15 protein-coding genes are annotated in these 20235 nt (G+C 41.8%); 10 read left to right on the top strand and 5 right to left on the bottom strand.

Annotated features, from left to right (window positions below):
* Positions 1–97: 97 nt before the first annotated feature.
* Positions 98–463, top strand: coding sequence for a response regulator transcription factor (locus tag G7092_RS00745; protein ID WP_166085208.1), 366 nt, complete (start codon positions 98–100; stop codon positions 461–463).
* Positions 464–487: 24 nt separating this feature from the next.
* On the opposite strand, the gene G7092_RS00750 is transcribed toward G7092_RS00745, so the two are convergent.
* Positions 488–1762 (bottom strand): FAD-dependent monooxygenase, encoded by a 1275-nt coding sequence (locus G7092_RS00750; protein ID WP_202985187.1) that lies wholly within the window; start codon positions 1760–1762, stop codon positions 488–490.
* A gap of 161 nt (positions 1763–1923) precedes the next feature.
* On the opposite strand from G7092_RS00750, the gene G7092_RS00755 reads away from it, so the two are divergent.
* The 4 genes from G7092_RS00755 (at position 1924) to G7092_RS00770 (ending at position 6192) form a co-directional block, all read left to right on the top strand.
* Positions 1924–2790 carry an AraC family transcriptional regulator gene (locus tag G7092_RS00755; protein ID WP_166085210.1) on the top strand — a complete coding sequence of 289 codons (867 nt, stop codon included), beginning with the start codon at positions 1924–1926 and terminating at the stop codon, positions 2788–2790.
* Positions 2791–2858: 68 nt separating this feature from the next.
* Entirely contained in the window at positions 2859–3509 is a 651-nt protein-coding gene (locus G7092_RS00760; protein ID WP_166085212.1) for an HD domain-containing protein, read from the top strand.
* 215 nt (positions 3510–3724) lie between these two features.
* Positions 3725–4975, top strand: coding sequence for a hypothetical protein (locus G7092_RS00765; RefSeq protein ID WP_202985188.1), 1251 nt, complete (start codon positions 3725–3727; stop codon positions 4973–4975).
* Between the two features lie 59 nt (positions 4976–5034).
* Positions 5035–6192, top strand: a complete 1158-nt coding sequence (locus G7092_RS00770) for an acyltransferase family protein (protein WP_166085214.1) — start codon at positions 5035–5037, stop codon at positions 6190–6192.
* Positions 6193–6264: 72 nt separating this feature from the next.
* On the opposite strand, the gene G7092_RS00775 is transcribed toward G7092_RS00770, so the two are convergent.
* The 4 genes from G7092_RS00775 to G7092_RS00790 form a co-directional block, all read right to left on the bottom strand.
* Complete coding sequence (locus tag G7092_RS00775) at positions 6265–7563, bottom strand: NAD(P)/FAD-dependent oxidoreductase (protein WP_235953748.1); 1299 nt, start codon at positions 7561–7563, stop codon at positions 6265–6267.
* 688 nt (positions 7564–8251) lie between these two features.
* Positions 8252–10165 carry an ulvan lysase-like protein gene (locus tag G7092_RS00780; RefSeq protein ID WP_166085216.1) on the bottom strand — a complete coding sequence of 638 codons (1914 nt, stop codon included), beginning with the start codon at positions 10163–10165 and terminating at the stop codon, positions 8252–8254.
* 101 nt (positions 10166–10266) lie between these two features.
* Positions 10267–10737: a DoxX family protein gene (locus tag G7092_RS00785; protein ID WP_166085218.1), complete on the bottom strand. Its 471-nt coding sequence runs from the start codon at positions 10735–10737 to the stop codon at positions 10267–10269.
* Positions 10738–10800: 63 nt separating this feature from the next.
* Positions 10801–11373: a Crp/Fnr family transcriptional regulator gene (locus G7092_RS00790; protein WP_166085220.1), complete on the bottom strand. Its 573-nt coding sequence runs from the start codon at positions 11371–11373 to the stop codon at positions 10801–10803.
* A 494-nt stretch (positions 11374–11867) separates the two neighbouring features.
* Here G7092_RS00790 and G7092_RS00795 point away from each other — a divergent pair, with 494 nt between their 5' ends.
* The 5 genes from G7092_RS00795 (at position 11868) to G7092_RS00815 (ending at position 20233) form a co-directional block, all read left to right on the top strand.
* Entirely contained in the window at positions 11868–13715 is a 1848-nt protein-coding gene (locus G7092_RS00795) for an alkaline phosphatase (protein WP_166085222.1), read from the top strand.
* Positions 13716–14324: 609 nt separating this feature from the next.
* Complete coding sequence (locus G7092_RS00800; protein WP_235953749.1) at positions 14325–15131, top strand: DUF4350 domain-containing protein; 807 nt, start codon at positions 14325–14327, stop codon at positions 15129–15131.
* A 34-nt stretch (positions 15132–15165) separates the two neighbouring features.
* Positions 15166–15702 carry an RNA polymerase sigma factor gene (locus tag G7092_RS00805; protein WP_166085224.1) on the top strand — a complete coding sequence of 179 codons (537 nt, stop codon included), beginning with the start codon at positions 15166–15168 and terminating at the stop codon, positions 15700–15702.
* Positions 15703–15816: 114 nt separating this feature from the next.
* Positions 15817–16695: a FecR family protein gene (locus tag G7092_RS00810; protein WP_166085226.1), complete on the top strand. Its 879-nt coding sequence runs from the start codon at positions 15817–15819 to the stop codon at positions 16693–16695.
* A 181-nt stretch (positions 16696–16876) separates the two neighbouring features.
* On the top strand, positions 16877–20233 hold the full coding sequence (locus tag G7092_RS00815; RefSeq protein WP_235953750.1) for a SusC/RagA family TonB-linked outer membrane protein: 3357 nt from the start codon (positions 16877–16879) through the stop codon (positions 20231–20233).
* Positions 20234–20235: the final 2 nt, after the last annotated feature.

The following is a 20235-nucleotide window of genomic DNA, read 5'->3' on the forward strand; positions in this document are numbered from 1 at the left end:
CATCGCCAAAAGCATTGCTTTATTTTTAAATAACTTAATTAGTAATTGATTGTTAATAGTGTGCTATGTAAATTTGTTTATCTACACAAACAAACCTATGAACAAGAAAATATTTATTGTGGAGGACGATGCCGATCTGTCTGAAGCTATACAATTGATCCTGCGGGAAGAGGGTTACGAAACCGCTGCTTCCCTGGATAAAAACTCCATAAAGGGAGTAATTCTTCATATGCCCGACCTGGTATTGGTTGATAACAGGTTAAAAGATGGCTTTGGCAGTGAGCTATGTGTATCTATCAAAAATCACCCTTTAACTAGTCATATCCCTGTAGTATTGATGTCTGGTTGGGCAAATCTGGCAGATATTGCCCGTGATTGCGGGGCGGATGCTTATCTGAATAAACCTTTTGAAATGACCCAACTGATTGAAGCTGTGGATAAACATCTGAGGCATCTTGTTTAATTATAAATTAAACAGGATGGGTTATTAAGGATCAATCTGATCGCTGTTGATGGTTTGTAGCTTATAGTGATCGTAACCTTTAAGCTCTATTGCGTTAGCGGCTTCATCAACAGACCGTTGCATTTCTTTTAGAAAGTTTTTCAGTATCTTTTCTTTCCCGGGCAGTTTAAGCATCAGGCGCAACATAGTGGTTTGCAACCAAAGCTGTTTTTTTGATTTGGGCACCATATCCTTTAAAACAGTTAGCCCCAACCGTTGATTCGCTTTCACAAACCACCGCATCTGGCTTTCGTAATTAGCAAACGCTATTTGATGGTTGCCAAATGAAGCGGCCAGTTCGCCGGCTAATACATAAGCACCAACCATAGCCAGGCTGCTTCCCTGACCCGAGGCGGGAGAGGGACAATAACCCGCATCGCCCAATAACACTACCCGGCCGTTGGATAAACTTTCTGTTTTTACCTGGCTTATAGCGTCAAAATAAAAATCGGGTGTATCATGAATGGTATCCAGGATTTTTGAAACTACCGGGCCTTCATCTTTAAAATGATCAATTACTATTTGTTTCTGTTGTGCTATGTCGCGATGGTCATATTTAATAGTTGGCGCAGCAAACATCAGGAGCACTTTGGCTTCCTGGTTTTTGCCAGTACTGTATATATTTACGATTTTATCTACAGCCGGATAATTGAGTTCCCAATGGTCGAGGTTAAAATAATTGGGAATGGTGAAAACGGATACAAAATATCCGAGGTGATCTACAGATATCTTTTCCTGATCAAATGCTAACCTGCGCACATTTGATCTTAAGCCATCGGCAGCTACAACCAGATCAAAATCACGCTGTTCTCCATTTTTAAAAACAACTGTAACAGATTCGTCGGTCTGGGTTAACGCAGTAATGGAATTATTAAAAATATATTCTGTTTGATCCTTTGTTTCGGCGTAAAGTATACCCGAGAGTTCGCCCCGCATAATCTCCACATCGCCATCCTGCCGCATGCCAAATATATTGGGATCATTTAGGTCCGCATATCGTTTCCCCTCGGCGTTGATCATGGATGAGCCGCGCATGGCGGTATTCAATTCCCTTACCTGGTTTAAAATGCCCATGCGCTGCGCCACATCGGTAGCCACGCCGCGAAGATCAATGCGGTAACCGCCTTTGCGTAGCTCAGGAGCTTTTTCAACAACGGTAACATTAAACCCGTATTGGTTTAGCCAATAAGCCAGGGCCGGGCCGGCTATACTGGCACCTGATATTAAAATATTCCGGTTGTTTAAGTCGTTGTTCATCATAAGCCATCAAATAATGAGTCAAATATGATGAGGTAGCTAAGCTTTTTTTAGTGAATTTCGGCCAAATACCCTAAATTGTCGGTGAATGAGGGAATAGTAAAATTGAAATTATTTAAATAGTGATGACGTTATAGTCGGCACCGTTTTATACGTTTGTGATCATGATAGAAAAGCATGATGTTTCATGGATGCGGGTTGACAAGGAATTGAAAGATTCCTTTGCCGTTAATTATCTGCACGCTCATGTTTTTGAAACGCAAGCTGTTTGCCGGATCAATTATCACCGTATTTTTATCATTCAGGAAGGAAATGGTACTCTCCAAATAGATGACAACAACTACCAAATTTCGGGGAACGAATTGTTCTTATTAGCCAAAGGCCAGTTATATACCTTTGAAGAAGGAGCTCAAATAACAGGTTATGAGCTTTCTTTTGGTGATTGTTTCTGGGAAAAGACCCCGGGCAGTGCCAGCAATTGCAAAGCGGTGCTTTTTAATAATGCGGTTGACAATCAGCAATTACCATTGAACAATGCTGATCAATCTGAGCTCAATAATCTTTTTCAAACCCTTCACCAGGAATATATTAAAGAGGATTATCCCAATAAGCTGGATGCCATGGCGGCCTATTTAAAGATCATCATGATCAAGATAGCCAACGTGAACGCCTTGCTTGCCCGTGGTTATGATAGTTATGAGAACCAAATTTACCGGCAATATTTGGAACTAGTGAGCAGCCAGTATCAAACCACGCATGAGGTAGCCGATTTTGCGCGTCAGTTGGGGATCCCGGCCCGTAAACTGTCAGATCTGTGCCGGCGTTGTAGTGGTAAGGGGGCCAAGGATATTATCAACGGACAAATCATCGCCGAAGCCAAGCGCTCCCTGCAATTTTCCTCCAAACCGGTTAAAGAGATCGCCTATCACCTAAACTTTTCTACGCCCGATCAGTTCAGCCACTTTTTTAAAAAAAATACACTGATATCACCCAATGATTACCGTGGCCGCTTTGTAAATATTGGCATGTGATTGGCGGTTTTTAACATTTACCGGGTACGCCACCACAACTAATTTTGCTGATATAAAATCAACAAAATATGTCTGTAAATAAAGTAAAAACAATTGCCGGGATCACCATCCCTGATAGTACTATCGCCACCCAGGCTACCGAGCTTTTATTGGAGCATGGTACCGAATTTATCTATAATCACTCGTTAAGGGTATTTCTTTTTTCGTCGCTAAACGGAAAGCGTAACAATTTACCTTATAATGCCGAACTGTTATATGTGAGCTCGGTATTTCATGACCTGGGCTTAACCAAACACTACAGCAGTCCCGACCTGCGTTTTGAAGTCGACGGGGCCAACGCTGCCCGAGATTTTCTGAAAAGCCACGGATTACCCAAAGAATCATTACAGCTGGTTTGGGATACGATTGCCCTGCACACCACCATCGGTATTGCTGAGCACAAGGAACCCGAAGTAGCCCTGATGTACTCCGGCGTAGGCCTTGATGTAATGGGCGAGGGCTACGAAAACCTAAGCGCCGAAAACCGGGAGGAGATCATCCACGCCTTTCCTCGGAATGATTTTAAGAAAAATATCATCCCAACCTTCTTCAGTGGCTTTGAGCATAAAACCGAAACCACTTTTGGCAACATCAAAGCCGATGTATGCGCCTACATGATCCCGAACTTTCACCGCAAAAATTTCTGCGATTGTATTTTGCATTCGCCATGGAATGAATAAGGGGAGAATAATAGCCCCTGTGTCATTGCGAGGAGGAACGACGAAGCAATCTCCTCGCGTTCAATATGCACGCGAGGAGATTGCCACGCTACGTTCGCAATGACATATTTCTTTTTACCTTCCCTCCCCATTAATGATATTTTAATAAAATATTTATCCATGACGATAGATTTGTGCCATACCCCGCTTCGCAAACCTGTTTAAAAACCTGGATAATGAATCTATCTGTATCAATTCTAAAAAGAGTTTATGGCTGTGCTATGGCAGTCGCCCTGTTGTTCATCTGTATTTTTAGTAAAGCCTCCACACTGCCAGATCGAGGCGATTATCAATTCGACAAAAAAATATCGCGCAAGGTATTGGAAAATTACCTCGACCGTTCCATCACCATGCAAAGCCTGTTGGTAGGGCAGGGTAATTTTGATGATAACCTGCGCATGATCAAAAATATAGGTGCCAAGTTCATTGGCCGGGCCGTTTGCCAGTGGGGGCAGGAGGATGAGATCACCCAGAACCTGGTTAAAGAAAAAGAATTGGCCACTAAAGTGCATGCGGCAGATGCCGACATTATTTTACAGGCCTGCATCTTCGAGATCGTAACGCCCAAAGTAGAGCAATTGCCTGTACCTGCCTGGGCATTTGAGGCTTTAGGGATGCCCGTACAAAAACGGAATTTTAGTTATGCCGACATGCTGTACCCCGATGGTAAATTTAAAAATCAATGGGGCAGGGGTTCCGTACCCGATGTAAGCCGTGCCGAAACCAAGTTGTTCTTTTACTTCCTGGCTAAATCATATATCGACGCGGGTATCGAAGGTATCCATTTCGGGCAGGTGGAGCTGATGAATAAAAATGATCCTAACCTGGATAACTACGCCCAGATATTAACCCTCATCCGCGAATATGCCAATAAACATGCCCGCAGGCATATTGTTATTTGCGATTCGCACGTACCCAGTGGAGGCTTTGTACGCAATGGCAAGCTGCTGATGGATGTTCACGCCTTCCCGCTCCGCATTATGGAAACCCCGGGCAAGCCCGAAGAGGCCACGCTAAAAGTGGGCCATACCGATGCCCTATATCTGCGCAGCAAAGGCGGTATTACGCCCAGCGGCTGGACTTGCGAGCATCTGCCATACCTGGTGGAGTTTGATAACTATGGCGTAAGTAAAAAGCCCGGGCAGGAAAACGCCGGCGACATTCCGTTCTGGGTTTGGGGGTATGATGAGATCAGCTGGTTTGCCCATCAGAACAAAGCCTACCGCACGCAATGGCTGCATTACGCGTACGATTGGTTAAAGAAAACCGACTCGAACGGTCACCTCGAAATGCCTGGCGGCAGGCAAACCACATCGCCGCTGGATAAAAAACGCTGGTATTATGCCAATAACCCCGGTGCCGCCGTACCAGATGGTCATGGCGATGAGGATACTATTCGGGATATATGGGCAGCTGAGCGTCATTAAATATATTGATGTAAAAGCAACCCACATCTTCTTTTCGCCGTAACGATTATTAAACAGGTATGAAAGAAGATAAACCTACTGCGGTGGTGCATCCCAGATATAAGCAGCTGGATAGTTTGCGGGGATTAGCTGCATTGGCTGTTTTTTTTGTACATATCATAGGAAAAAATGCAGTTAATAATCCCTTTGTTGATTTTTTAAAAAGAACACTGTTAGGCATTGTGTTTAACGGAGGGGCAGCTGTGATGTTCTTTTTCGTGCTGAGCGGTTTTGTACTAAGTCTGCCATTTATTAATAACGAAAAGCCATTACAACTTACGGCGTTTTATATAAAAAGGGTTTTCAGAATATATCCGGCTCTTCTATTCGCTATTGTTGTTTCGGTATTGCTAAAAGCGTTTGTTTATGATAAATTCATTACTGCTCCTATACCTGATATTCATTCCGGCGAATGGAGTGGCTTCTGGAACTGGCACTGGAATAAAGAGCACGTTCAGGAGCTTATTAAAACATTTGTATTAATAGGACCTGAATTTAACTTTAATCTGCTCGATCCCCCCATCTGGTCATTGGTCATCGAAATGAAGATCTCCATTCTATTGCCCTTTTTTATCATGATCATCGCGCGCAGCAGCAAGGTGTTAAATATCATCTTTCTGTTTATAATTGTGTATTTAACTTACGATCATGCAGGTGTATGGCCCATAGGTGTTTTTTATTTGGGTATACTCATGGCAAAATATAAAGATCAAATAACACACACCATTAAATCGTGGCCGTTAATTATCTTGATCATCGTATGCTTTTTGAGCGTATTCTTATATAATATCGGGTTTGAATTTGCCGGGAAAATTCAACAGCATTATGCCCTGTTTAGCCATATCTGGAACAGCTATATGATAGCTGTAGGCAGTTGTATCATGATGATGATTGTTCTGGCTAAAAAAAGATTATCGCTGTTTTTTGAACATCCTGTTTTTACTTTTTTGGGAAACATATCTTACAGCTTTTATTTAATTCACATGCCTTTGGTAATCGCTATGAGTTCGGTATTTGTTGGGAGATATGCCTTTGGGGGGCTTTATACTTTTATAACCGCTTTTTTATTTGCTTTAATAATTAGTTACCTGATGCTTGTTTTTATTGAAAGGCCGTTTCAACAGATTGGCGCGAAGTTAGTCAGGCGGTTTAAGGTATTTCAAGTAATAACCATCTAAAACAAAACGGCCCGATAAGTTTTGCCTACCTTGCCGTTTGCCTGCCCCGGTTTGAAGATTATTTTTAATATTTTATGATCTAAAGATCATCCTTAAGGATTGATCTTTTGATACGTATGCCGTACCCCAGTTATACAGGGTTTTTAGTTTGTTACGATAATTTACCAGCGATATCAGGTGGATAAACAACCACATGAACAAGGCCATAATACCGCCAATGTGCAGCTTGTTCTTAAACAGATCAACCACCGCTTTATTCCTGCCGATGATAGCCATATCGCCCTTGTCAAAGTAGTTAAAAGCGCTTAATGGTTTACCATTTTGCATGGCTATAAAGTTTTTAGCCAGGTTGCGGCCCTGTTGTATCGCTACCTGCGCCAATTGTGGATGACCTTTTGGATAACGCTCGTCTGTTATCTGAACGCTGGCATCGCCAATAGCGTATATGTTTTCCAAACCAATTACCTGGTTATATTCATTGGTGATCATCCTGCGGCCAACACCCAGACTACTTTCCGGTATGCCCTCAAAGGTGTTTGCAGTAATACCTGCCGCCCAGATTAATGTCCCGGCTTCAATAGTTTCACCGGTTGACAGGGTGACTTCATGTTTATCATAATCCCTAACCTGTGTGTTCAATTTTACTTTTACACCCAGTCCGGAAAGTACCTTATAGGCCTCCTGGTGTGTTTTTTCGCTCATGGGGCCCAGCAGGTTTTTGCCGCCATCAACAATATAGATACCGCCCGGAGTGCCTTTCAGCTCAGGATAGTCTTTCAGGAAAATGTTCTTTTTCATTTCGGCCAGCATACCGGCAATTTCTACCCCGGTAGGGCCACCACCGGCTACTACAATGGTTAACAGTTTTTTCCGCTCGGCCAGGTCTTTGGTCATGGATGCCTGTTCCATGGTTTGCAGCAGGGCATTCCGCATGTACAGGGCATCATCAATAGTTTTCATGGGGATGGCGTTCTTTTGAACATTTTCCATCCCAAAAAAGTTTATCCTAGCACCTGAGGCAAACACCAGATAATCATATTTCAGTTCTTCGTTGGTTAAGTGTACGGTTTGTGATGCAGAATCTATTTTGACTACTTCGGCCATGCGGTAACTGATCCGTTTATTGCGAAACATTTTACGAAATGGGTAACTGATATCTGATGGATCCAAAAAGCTGGTAGCCACCTGATAAAGCAGTGGAGGGAAGTAGTTATAATTGTTTTTATCAAGCAAAATAACCTGGTAGTTTTTGTTTTTGGCTACTTGTTCGGCCAGGTTTATTCCGGCAAATCCACCTCCAACAATAACAATTTTTTTGACAGCGTTTTGGACATTGCCCATAGCTGCCGGTATAGTTTTAGGAGTGCTCATTTTATCAATTATTTTGATAGTGTATTTTATACACAAATATACCTCTATTTTGTCTTTTGTATTCGTTTTTGAGAGGTTATTCAGGGCTGATATGAAAGTGTTTACAATAGGATGATTAAGTGTGTATTTTTTACACTAAGTAAAAAATAAAAGACAGAAAAGTAATCAAGAAGGGTGTTGTAGACTATGGTCGGTGTTATCACCGTACCATACATTAAGGGGCTGATAAAGTGTTGCATAGAAAACGCAAATAGTGGTGCGGTGATAACACCGACCACAGGCTGAAACTGGAGTGGTAGCCTATGAAAATATGGCCATCCAAACTGGTTGTGATGGTGATTTCTATAATAAAAGCGAAAGATTTTGAATTAAGAAAAGCATTTTTAGTTCCCTCCCCACGGGAGGGGCGCGTAGGGCAGGTGTAATGGCAGGGAGGGGTTTCTACACCCGATAATTATCCTGGTCCGGAACCCCTTCCTTCTCTTCCCGAGGGAAGGAATCGCACAACGGCTCTGGCTCTTTTGATGGAGCTCAGATATATCAAAAAGAATGTCATTTCGAACGAGGAATGAGGAGAAATCTTATACAACTTGTTTTTTAAATAAGCACGTCTCGTAAAAGATTTCTTCTCACGCCATTCACAGCAAGCTCGCGTTCGTCGAAATGACATTTTTTTTACTAAATGTAATTACACTACTTCAATAACAATCGTTGTTTCATTCTGATCAATACTCAGCGGAATAGCCTCTAACCCCGGTACAAAGTTAAATACCCTGCCTTTATTGGTGATTGGCATCGCAGTAAGCTTGCCTGTTGATGTTATTTGCAAATCCGCCTTGTTTTTGCTTATGTGGATCCGTTTTTCATCGAGGGTGAATTTTTCTGTTGACTTGGAAACTACCGGCAAGATGATCTTGACCTGACCATCATAACTGGATTTTTCAACACTCAATTTGATGATCACCCGCTCGCCGGCAAACTGGTAAGTTACCTGGCAGTTTACCTCGCCTGCAGGTGGATTTTGCTGGTTTTTATCCACCAGTTTTGCGCGTGTTGTGATAACTTCCTGTGCGCTGATGTCTCCAAGCGCTATCTGGGCTCCCAGATGGTTGATGTTCGTAAATACCGAATCACCCACCCGTAGTTCTATACGTGGTGTTAACGGCATAGACAGCGGGTCGGTATCGGGTTGCATATTATCGGCCTCAAACAATTGATATTGGTTCATGCTGCCTGCAAATATAGGGCCTGTTTTTTCGTGCCAGAGCATGGTGAGGGCGCCGCCTGTGGCATGGCCGTTTTTGGTTTCCTTATATTCCCTGTCGTACCCGGTAATGGTGGCCCTGAACTTTCCTTTGGCTACCAGCCAGGTCTGTATATCGCTAAAAGAGCGGGTCCCGTATGTTTCTTCACGTGGCAGTTTAACGCTGTCAACACTCACTTTCACCGGTTTATGCTCATGTTCCAGTATGGTTGTCAAAGCCTTAATGTGGCAAAAGGTATGGTGCACGCAAACCGGTACCTGGTGTGATACATAATGCGGTCCGCCGTGTAGTAAATTATCCTTGGTACACTCCTGCAGCAGTTGGGTATTTCGCAACGCTACTTTGTAAAACCGTGGGTCACGATCGGCCATCAGCGTGTATGCTGCCTGACAGCCATCACTGGTGCGGCTGCCCCAGTAGGTCCATTTATAATTACGTGTGCCCCAGCTGTTATCCCAGCCACCATCGGGCAGCATAAACTCCATGTGGGTACGCAGGCTGCGGGTTACCGCGTCCAATACTTCCTCGTCTTTAGTCAATAAGCCATAAAGCACCAGTGAGGGCAGCGATTCTTCGACATTATAACCCAGATCGACAGAGAAACATCCCTTCGGACTTGCCTTGCTGTTAGGGCCTCCTTCGCCATATATAAAACCATCTTTAGGTGTAATGTATTTTAAAGCCGTATGCGCAAACTCACGGCCTTTGTCCTTATACTTTGGTATATCTAATAGCGTGCCTATCAGCGATAGCGCGTAGGAGGCGGTAATAGGATAGTTAACATTGCCATATTCCATCGAAAAATTGGTGTAAACATAGTTGGCAGCCTTTTGCAGGCGGTCGGTCAATTCAGCCTTAAATCCGTTGTCCATGATAGAGCTATGGTTTTTTAGCGTTTCAGCCAGTGCTATCGACGAAAATACGGTTGTGCCCTTCCAGGAGCCTTTCACGGGCTCGTTAAGCCAGGAACCATCGGGCTGGCTCACACGGGTTTTCATCCAGCGGTAAAGCAGGGCGGCGGCATCTGTGTATTTGGAATCGCCGGTTTTTTGAGCCAGGTGATAAAACGGATAAATAGCATCGCTGCCGCGGCCATGAACTGTTTTGTTTGCCGGGCAATACAGGCCACCATAATTATCGGTATTTGATTTGTCCAGAACCTGCAGTGCCAGCAAACCTTTGGCCCATTGCCCCAACAACTGATCGCTCAATGCGTACAGATCATCAGTAATGGGAGGAATGGTTAAGACGAAAGCATTGGCCAATGGCGCTGCGCCGATCAAGCCCGCTGTTCCAATGGCGGTGGTTTTAATAAAGCTTCTCCGGGATAATGTCATGGTTAGAATAGGTATGGATCACAAATGTAGCTGATAGAAGATTAGGGATTAAAAAAATCAACTACAACGATGTAATAGCCTGTTTTGCCATGTTTAAATCGTTATTTTACCTGAGTATTTAAGTAATACTGCTGATCCACAGAAAACCTGCCGCCCCCGCTTATTACAAGTGACAAGGCCAGACCGATCATCAACAGATCAAACTCAAACCCTTCAAAACCTTTTGGGTTTGCACCAAACCAATCCATAAAAAAGCCTGCCTGCCAGTGATGGGTAATAATAATGCCGATAAACAGCGGAATGATCAGCGCCGCGACGATGCGTGTTGCCCAACCCAGTATCAGCAGGATGGAGCCCGCAAACTCAATCATGATTACAATAAAGCCGATAAGCCAGGGCAGGTGTACTACATCTGTAAAGTATTGCATGGTAGGCGAAAAACCCATGCCCCCGAAAAGCCCGAGAAGTTTCTGAGCGCCATGCGGTAATAATATGAGGCCTAGTGTGAGGCGACTGATGGTTGCGGGCCAGTTGCCTGCAGTGCTGAAAATTTTGTTTCTGATATTTTTCATGAAGCAAAATTCGGCAGCTCCGGAATGCTGTCTATGAAACTACATTCATAAATTGCCCTGTTTTTATAATCTTTTGCGGCGGATCCTGCTTAAAAACTGTGGTGTTATACCCAGGTACGATGCGATCAGATATTGCGGTATCCGTTGTTGCAGGGTAGGATAGCGTTGCAGAAAGATGTCGTACCGTTGCTCGGCAGTAAAGCTGATGGCCTCCATCACCCGTGATTGTGAGGCTACGAAGGCATTTTGAAAGAGTATCCTGAAATATCTTTCCATGGTTGGTACCGCTATAAGCAGCTTGTCCAGCGCATGTTTGTCTATTTGTAATACTTCGGTGTCTTCCAGGGCTGATATATACAATGTGGAAGGGTGTCCGGTTAAAAAGCTGTACAGGTCACCAACATACCAGTTTTCGACAGCCAGGAAAGCAATATGCTCGGTGCCCTGCTCATCAAGAGTATACGCTTTCAGGCAACCTTTAACAATAAAACTTTCATACCGGCATATTTCACCGGCCCGTATCAGATATTCATGTTTTTTGATGTGGCTGGTTTTGAAATTTGAAATCACAAGCCCGGCATCGTCGGCAGCAAGATCTGTATGCTGATGGATATGTTTTAACAGGAGATCGCTCATTAAATCAAAAATATTTATCTAAGATAAAATAAGCAGTTTTATACAAAGATATACTGTGGCAAATTACCACTTCGATGTGCCGAAAATTTTTCGTATATTTATACAAATCGGCAGCCCGGTTCTCTTACAAAAAGGGAACCGGGCTGTTTAGTTAAGGCAATACAAGAGCCAAAAAGCCGTAGTTTGCCAGGTTGTTATTTGATAATCAATAAATTAATACTTTTTAAAGTTTTGAAAACGCATCAAAACCGGGCTGTAATTTGTTAAAAAGTGTTAAAATGAGGGTTTTTCGATAGGTTTTTAGCTGTTTTTTCTCTGTTTTTGACCGGAAAAGTGTTAAAATTTAAGGTTTAAAAAGTTTTAAAGTTGATGGTCGCTAAGAAAAAGATGAGGTTAACATTCAGTTTAATTTGTGTTAACAAGATAACAGTTTCTTTGGCGCAAATTAAAACAGAGGCTATATTGCACCGCCGTTTTACATCAACAATTTCCGCATGAATAATTTTACAAAAGCAATTACCATTTTAGGTGCCTTAGCAATTACCGGTATCAGTGCCCACGCACAAACACCAATAAAAACCTATACCGTTGCCGATGCGCATTCGCACAATGATTATAAAAATAATATCCCCTTTTTTAGGGCTTATGAAAAGGGCTTTGGATCAATAGAGGCTGACGTATATGCCGTAAATGGCCAGTTGATGGTGGCTCATGATAAAAAGGAGATCAGTGCCAAACGATCGCTAAAAATACTATATATAGATCCATTGATCGAGAAGTTTAACCGTGACACCCAGCGGAAACTCCGTTTGCTGATTGAGATTAAAGATGATTATAAGGCGGTATTGCCACTGGTAATCAAAGAATTAAAACCGCTTGAACAATATTTTTCTTATGAAGGGCATCCAGGGCGTTTATCCATCGTGATGACCGGAGCGGTACCTCCGGCGGCCGAAATGACTAACTACCCGGATTGGATCTCTTTTGATGTTGACCACATGGATGGTTTTAATGCACAGCAATGGAAGAAGATAGGATTGGTAAGCTTTCCCTTTAGTAAGTATCTGAAATGGAACGGTAAAGGTGTACTGAACAAAGAGGAGATCAGCAGAGTGAAGGCTGGGATAGACAGTGTGCACAAAGCAGGTAAGATGATCCGTTTTTGGGAGACCCCTGATACCAAAAGCAGTTGGCTAGCCCTGATCAGACTGGGCGTTGACGTGATTGGTACGGATAAAATAGAAGAGCTTGGGGATTTCCTGAATAAAAAGCCGCACAGCGAATATCTATCACCCGCACCTTACGCGATATACCATCCAACCTATAAATCAGATGGGTCACAGAAAAAGGTCAAAAATATTATCTTATGTATAGGTGATGGTATGGGGCTGTCGCAAATATATTCAACGTATACAGCTAACCGGGGTCAATTGAATATATTCCAGATGCAAAATATAGGTTTTTCTATTACCTATTCGGCCGATGCTTATATTACTGATTCTGCAGCAGGCGGTACTGCTTTTGCTACCGGCCAAAAAACAGATGATCGCGCAGTTGGGGTTGATCCATCGGGTAAACCACTAAAATCATTGGCTGTTTATAGCGCAGAAGCCGGAAAGAAAACCGCTGATATTGTTGCCTGCGAATTAACCGATGCCACACCTGCCGTATTCTATGCACATCAGTCAGAGCGTTCAAGCGCGGCGGCTATTGCCAATGATATGGTATCGACGCCAATTGATATTTTATTGGGATCTGGTTATAAGGATTTTACAGAAAAGGTAAACGGCGAAACGCCATTGGATAAAATGAAGCAAAAGGGCTATACCGTTATTCGCAATTTTGATGAGTTTTTAAGTTCACAGGCACCTAAAATAGTGGCGTTGGTAGACGATAGCGTAACCCGTCCAAAAATGGAAGGCAGGGGGAATTATCTCCCGCTGGCTTTCAATAAAGTTACCAGCACGTTTAAAAATAGTCCGCAGGGATTTTTTATGATGGTTGAAGGTTCGCAAATTGACCATGGCGGCCATAGCAATAATCTGAAACAGGTAATTACCGAAAATAGCGATTTTGACCAGGTTGTAGGCAATGCGCTACGCTTTGCAGATGAAGATGGCGAAACACTGGTCATAGTAACTGCCGACCATGAAACCGGTGGTTTAACCCTGCTTGATGGAAGCATTAAGAACGGATATGTTTGGGGCGATTTTAGCACCAATGATCACACCGGTACACCAGTTCCGGTATTTGCATACGGTCCTCACGCTGGCGATTTCAGAGGTGTGTATCAAAATACCGAGATTTTTAACAAATTGTTGGCACTGATTAAAGCTAAGTAAGCGTAAATCGGACACTCTTTTAAATTACGAACAAAAAGCGGCTTGGATGATATATTTGAGGCGTTTTTTGTTCGTTTACTATAATCTGCAATTTAGCCGACGTTAATTTTCCGGAAACGTTTGCGCATTTTTACCTCAACTTATTGTTCTTCGGTTAGCATTTATCTCTAATTTAGTTAACCAATTATAACCGCGAATAAACCCTGGTCATAGCCTCTGTCGTCGAAAAAAAATGAGGCAATTGAAACAGATGATTAAGCCCGGTTTTACTGTGATGGTTTGATTCCATTATAGTTGGTATTGATTAACCCTAAAAACTAAGATTGATGCTTATGCCCAGAACAGTTTCGATAACAGCATTTCAAAATGGTGATGTAGGAGCATTTAATCTCATTTTTAACTTTTTTAAATGTGTATGCTTCTCTGCTACGGGAATTGTTAGTGAAAATTGTGTTGAACTCTGGAAAAAATAATAATTCTGAAATGATTTTTGCCTGCCAGTATCAAGTTTTCCTACAGCAAATAGCTTCAAGTATTTTATGCGGGGACATCCTTTTTTTACAGGTGACTGGGTTTAATCTTCAATAATTGATTGCAAATTTTTTTAATATGATAAGGATCACTACTTACTACATTCTATTAATCATTGGTTTGATGGTATCACCTCCATTATTGGCGCAACAAAAAACGGTTACGTTAGATTATTACTTCAATAACGAATACCGAAAAAATAAAGCTGGCGAACAGGAGAGGTATCACTATACCTGGGAGGACATAAAAAGTAGTGGTTTTTCTATCTGGGGAGATATTTTTAAGAAGAATGGAGCTGGTTTAAAAAGTCTCGAAAATGAACCAACACAAGATAATTTAAAGGGAACCGATATATATATTATTGTTGACCCGGACACTAAAAAAGAAACATCTAATCCCCACTATATCGAGTCCCGCCATATCAAAGCTATTGCTGACTGGGTTAAGCGGGGTGGCGTATTGATACTGATGGCCAATGATAGTGCTAATGCCGAATTGCCACATCTAAATGTATTAGCGGCTAAGTTCGGAATCCATTTCAATGATGATTTATATAAGCATGTGATCGGTACCCAGTTTGAAATGGGGGCCATCAATGTTCCTGCGAATGATCCGGTGTTTAAAACCGCAAAAAAGGTTTATCTGAAAGATATCGCCACGCTTCAACTATCAGCGCCCGCTAAACCCCTGCTGGTTGATGATAATCATGTAATAGTAGGTACCGCACGGTACGGAAAAGGCAGAGTAGTGGCTGTGGGTGATCCCTGGTTTTACAATGAGTATACAAATGGCAGGTTACCGGCAGCTATGGGATTTGACAATGACAAAGCTGCGGATGATCTGAGTAAGTGGCTGCTGGATCAGGTACCTGTAAAAGGGAACTAAAGAGATAACTAATCTATCATATCAGTGTTAGGCAATGGTTTCAGAAATTGAATTGATCGTATTAATTAAGGAGGGAGATATCCGCGCCTTTGATGAGTTTTACAAAAGAAACTGGCGTGTTTTGTATCAAACGGCTTATCGTTCAACATCCTCGCAGGAAGATGCTAAGGATTTGGTACAAACGGTTTTTATCAATTTATGGAATTGCAGGCAAAATCTTAACCCCGATGCTTACACGCCCTCTTATCTCTTTAAGATATTAAAAAATAACATTATTAATTTTTATAAGCAGGATTCGGCCAGAAGAAAGAGATTAGAACAACTGCTATATCTTGACGAAGTTAATCAGTATACCACTGAAGATAATTTGATGGCCAAAGAACTTTCGATAGTAATTGATGGAGAGATCAGGGAGCTGCCCCGGAAAATGCAGGAGGTTTTTATTTTATCACGCCAACAACACCTTTCTGTCAACGAAATTTCTGAAACACTTAACATTACGCCCCGCACAGTTAAAAATCAGCTCTCTAACGCTTTAAAAATATTGCGTACTAAACTGGGTATGTTTTAGCATTTGTCTATAAAAATAAAATAAATCTGGTACCAGGTTGCCTTAGCCTTGTATATAGTATCAAAACCCAAAACTGTTTAAATAACAGTTCATGTAAACTTAAAACAGATCATCATGATGCTATGGCGTAGGCCAGATCCCGACGATAAGGTTGGGGAAGAACATCTTCGGGATGAGGAGGCGATGCGTGCTGTAGAAAAAGAAATGCTCCAAAATATTCACAAAGATATTTTGGGGAGATGGCATTTTATCAAAACTACAACCGCACGGTATACCATGGCCGCTTCTTTACTACTGATGTGCTGCTCCGGGCTTTTATATAAAAAATTATCAGCTAATGATGAGGCTAGCTGGGTAATGGTATCAAGCCCAAAGGGAAATATTAAAAATATACAGCTTCCTGATGGATCAACCGTTTGGCTAAACTCAGGCTCGACACTGAAGTTTCCCGAACATTTTGGGAAAACACGAGAGATAGAATTAGTTGATGGTGAGGCTTATTTTGATGTAAAACATGATGATCATTCACCATTTACTGTGCACTATGGCCGCTTGCACGCACGTGTATTAGGAACTGCGTTTAATGTGAAGTTTTATAAAAACATTAGTGATGTACGGTTATCAGTTACCCGGGGCCGGGTTGAAGTAGGTAACAAATCATTGAGTTTTGGTGTGATTACACTCGGTAAAGAGGTTGTTTATGACCAAAGAGCAGGTACCCATCAGATTAGGCCAATAGATGCAGAAAAAGTAGCTGCCTGGAAATCAAATGAGATCAATCTATACAGTATTCCGTTTGATGAACTGGTAATACGGCTTGAAAATATTTATAATGTTCATATTAATTACGATCATACAAGGGTAAATCATCTAACAACCACCATTCATTTTTCAAGAGATAATACTTTACCGTATGTGCTTGATATCATTAAAACCATCTACCATTTGGATTATGATATAAAAGGGAAGGAGGTTTATCTGAAAAAAATGTAGATCGGCAAACCAAGGCCAATATTACCTGCTATATGCCGGTAATATCGGCCAGAGTTGAAATGATGAGTTATTGGCAGGTTCCAAGCTAATCCAATAATTCATTGATAGTTTTTTACTAAAAAACCACGTAAAGATGATAAAAAAACATACTAAATTATTTACTTTTTTTAAGAGGGTATTAATGTTGGTTATTCTTGGCTCATTGGTATTTATTCAGCTTTTGCATGCGAATAGTACGGCAGATCAGATAACAGACCACCCCGTTAAAATTTCGTTTGGTAATGAGTCACTACAAAGCTCCCTGGATAAACTTGAAAAACAATCCAACGTTAAATTTTCCTATAACCCAGCTGATTTAAAGGGCTATAGTATAGCACCGCATAAGTTTCAGAATGAGCCGCTTGGCAAGGTTTTAAATTATTTGTTCGCTAAAACTCATTTATCTTTTAAGGAAATAAACTCAGGTATTATCATTTATGATAGATCTGAATCATCAAAAATTAGCCCGCAAGTAGATAAAGCAATGGCTGGGGAGGTTAATAATGCTTCGGCTGATGAAATTACAGTTACCGGAAAAGTATCAGATTCAAATGGGCCGTTACCAGGGGTTTCTGTAGGAGTAGAAGGCACCTCAAAAGGTGTTATTACGAATGCAACTGGTAATTATACACTTAAAGTATCATCAGATGCAGTCCTGACATTCTCTTCAATAGGTTATAAAAAGCAGCGGATACCTGTTAATAATCAAACGGTTATTAATGTAACCATGCTTTCCGACCTGAAATCACTCAATGATGTAATTGTGGTTGGTTATGGCATTCAGAAAAAATCGGATGTAACTGGTTCGATTGTATCAGTTAATGAACAGGCACTTCGTGATATCCCGGCCTCCAACATTGGTCAGGCTTTACAGGGACAGGCAGCTGGTGTTGATATTCAGAAAAGTGGCGGTAACAGTCATCCTGGTGCAACGCCCTCCATTTTAATACGAGGCACCAGATCGATTAACGCCTCTAACGCTCCGCTGATAGTGGTAGATGGTTTACCTTTTAACGGAAGCCTCAATGATATAAATCCTGATGATATCGTTTCTTTAGAAGTATTAAAAGATGCTTCGTCAACAGCCATTTATGGCTCAAGGGGAGCTAATGGTGTATTGTTGATTTCTACAAGGCGCGGTAAAAAAGGCGGTACGTCTATAAGCTATAGCGGTTATGCTGGCTTTAATAAGCCGTTGGGGAATTATAATGTTATGAATGGCTCCCAATTTGAAGATCTGAAAAAATGGGGTTTGATTAATGGTAACCCCGGTAAGTACACTGGTATTGATGATCCTGCATTTTTAACAGATGGATCATTTGCTCCACAGGAAGTAGCCTCAATCAAGAGTGGGCGCAGTACGGATTGGCAAAAGCTCATTTATAAAACAGGTTTTGTAACCGATCATCAATTAGGAGTTTCGGGCGGTAATGATTTAACGCAATATGCTATATCAGGTGGATACTACAACGAAACCGGTATCTATTTTGGTCAATCATTCGTGCGTTACTCGCTTAAACTGAGCGTTGACCAACAATTGGGTAAGAATGTTAAAATTGGTTTAAGCGCATTAAACACCTTAAGCTATACCAATGGTGAAAATGCCAACCCGCTTGGGCAAGCATTGCGGGCAAGCCCGCTTTCAACACCTTATGATGATGTTACAGGGAAGCTGGTAGGATTTACTGCCGGTAGCGCTAACCAGGTATGGAACCCTTTAGCCAATTTTGTGCCCGGTGCTGTAGTTGAAACCCGTAAAAGGTTTGGAACCTTTACCACTGCATACGCAGAAGTAAATTTGGCTCCAGGCCTAAAATACCGGTTTAATGGAGGCGCCGAAATACGGCCCGATACATATGGAAACTACTATGCCAGTGCCACTACCAATAACCTTGGAGGGGCGTCAACAGCAAATAATCAAAGTACTTACAGCTATAACTATACCCTGGAGAATGTTTTAACTTATGATAGAACATTTGCGCAGAAACACCATGTAAACTTTACAGGTTTGTACAGTTTACAAGAAAGTCAAGCTCAGTCAAATTCATTTAGTTATAATAACATTCTGTCAGATGGTATTCAGTATTTTAATCCGCAATATGGGTCAAATTTGAGTGGATCTGGATCATACTCCAAATGGGATATCATTTCTTATATGGCGAGGGTAAACTATGGTTATGCCAATAAGTATCTGCTTACTTTAACCATGCGTTCAGATGGCTCGTCACGTTTGGCACCTGGTAATAAATATCATGTTTTCCCTTCAGCCGCAGCAGCATGGAATATTACTCAGGAACCTATCCTGAAAGATTCAAAAGTATTAACAAATCTTAAACTAAGGGCAAGCTATGGTACTGTAGGTAATACGGCTATTAATCCATATCAAACGTTGGGCGCGCTATCATCAGTAAACTATAACTTCGGCTCTACCAATTTAACAGGTGCTTATCCAACCAGTGTACCTAATCCAAACCTTACATGGGAATATACATCTACTTTAAACCTCGGACTTGATTTTGGCTTCTTTGACGGACGAATAACTGGCGCTGTAGATGCCTACCATCAATATACCCGGTCATTACTGCTGCCGCTGTCGCTGCCGCCAACCTCGGGCATACCCAGCAGCATTTTGACTAACGTGGGCCAAACGCAGAATAAAGGTCTCGAAATAAGCCTGAGCACTATTAATATAGCCGGAAATGGACGTAACAGCTTTAGCTGGACAACCAACTTTAACATCACCTTTAACCGTGGAAAAGTCACCAAACTGGCAAGTGGTGTTACCCAGGATATTACCAATGGGTTATTTGTTGGGCAGCCTATCAATGCCATATTTGATTATAAAAAAATTGGTATTTGGCAAAACACCAAGGCAGACAGTGCTTTGGCTAAAAGCCTGGGGTTAACTACCACCGGCACAGGCTCCGTTATTGGTACCATCAGGGTTGAAGATGTGAACAAGGATGGAAAAATCAATGCTAACGATAGGATTATACTTGGATCGGATCAGCCTAAATATACAGGTGGCTTTACCAACCGTATTGCCTATAAGGGATTTGATTTTACAGTAGTAGGAGTTTACCGTGTTGGGGGATTAATAACTTCTAAAATATTCCAAAGCGGAAGTTTTATTAATACTTTCCAGGGTAATTACAATAATATTAATGAAGATTACTGGACGCCAACCAATCATCAGAATTATTATCCTAAACCAAACTCTGCGTCGACAAATACCCCGTATTCATCGTTATTGAGCTATTTTGATGGCACTTTCTTAAAAATCCGCAGCCTTACTTTGGGCTATTATATGCCTGAGGCAATTACCAGGCGGATTAAGGCCAAGTCCTTACGGATATACGCAACGGCACAGAATCCATTCATTCTTTTTTCGCCTTATCGGAATGAGTTTCATGGCCTTGACCCTGAAACAGCTGGTACATTAAACGTTGATACGCCGCCTACCAAGTCATTTACATTCGGTATTAATATGACACTTTAAAT

Origin of the sequence: Mucilaginibacter inviolabilis (genome assembly GCF_011089895.1) — a bacterium.
Classification (GTDB): Bacteria; Bacteroidota; Bacteroidia; order Sphingobacteriales; family Sphingobacteriaceae; genus Mucilaginibacter; species Mucilaginibacter inviolabilis.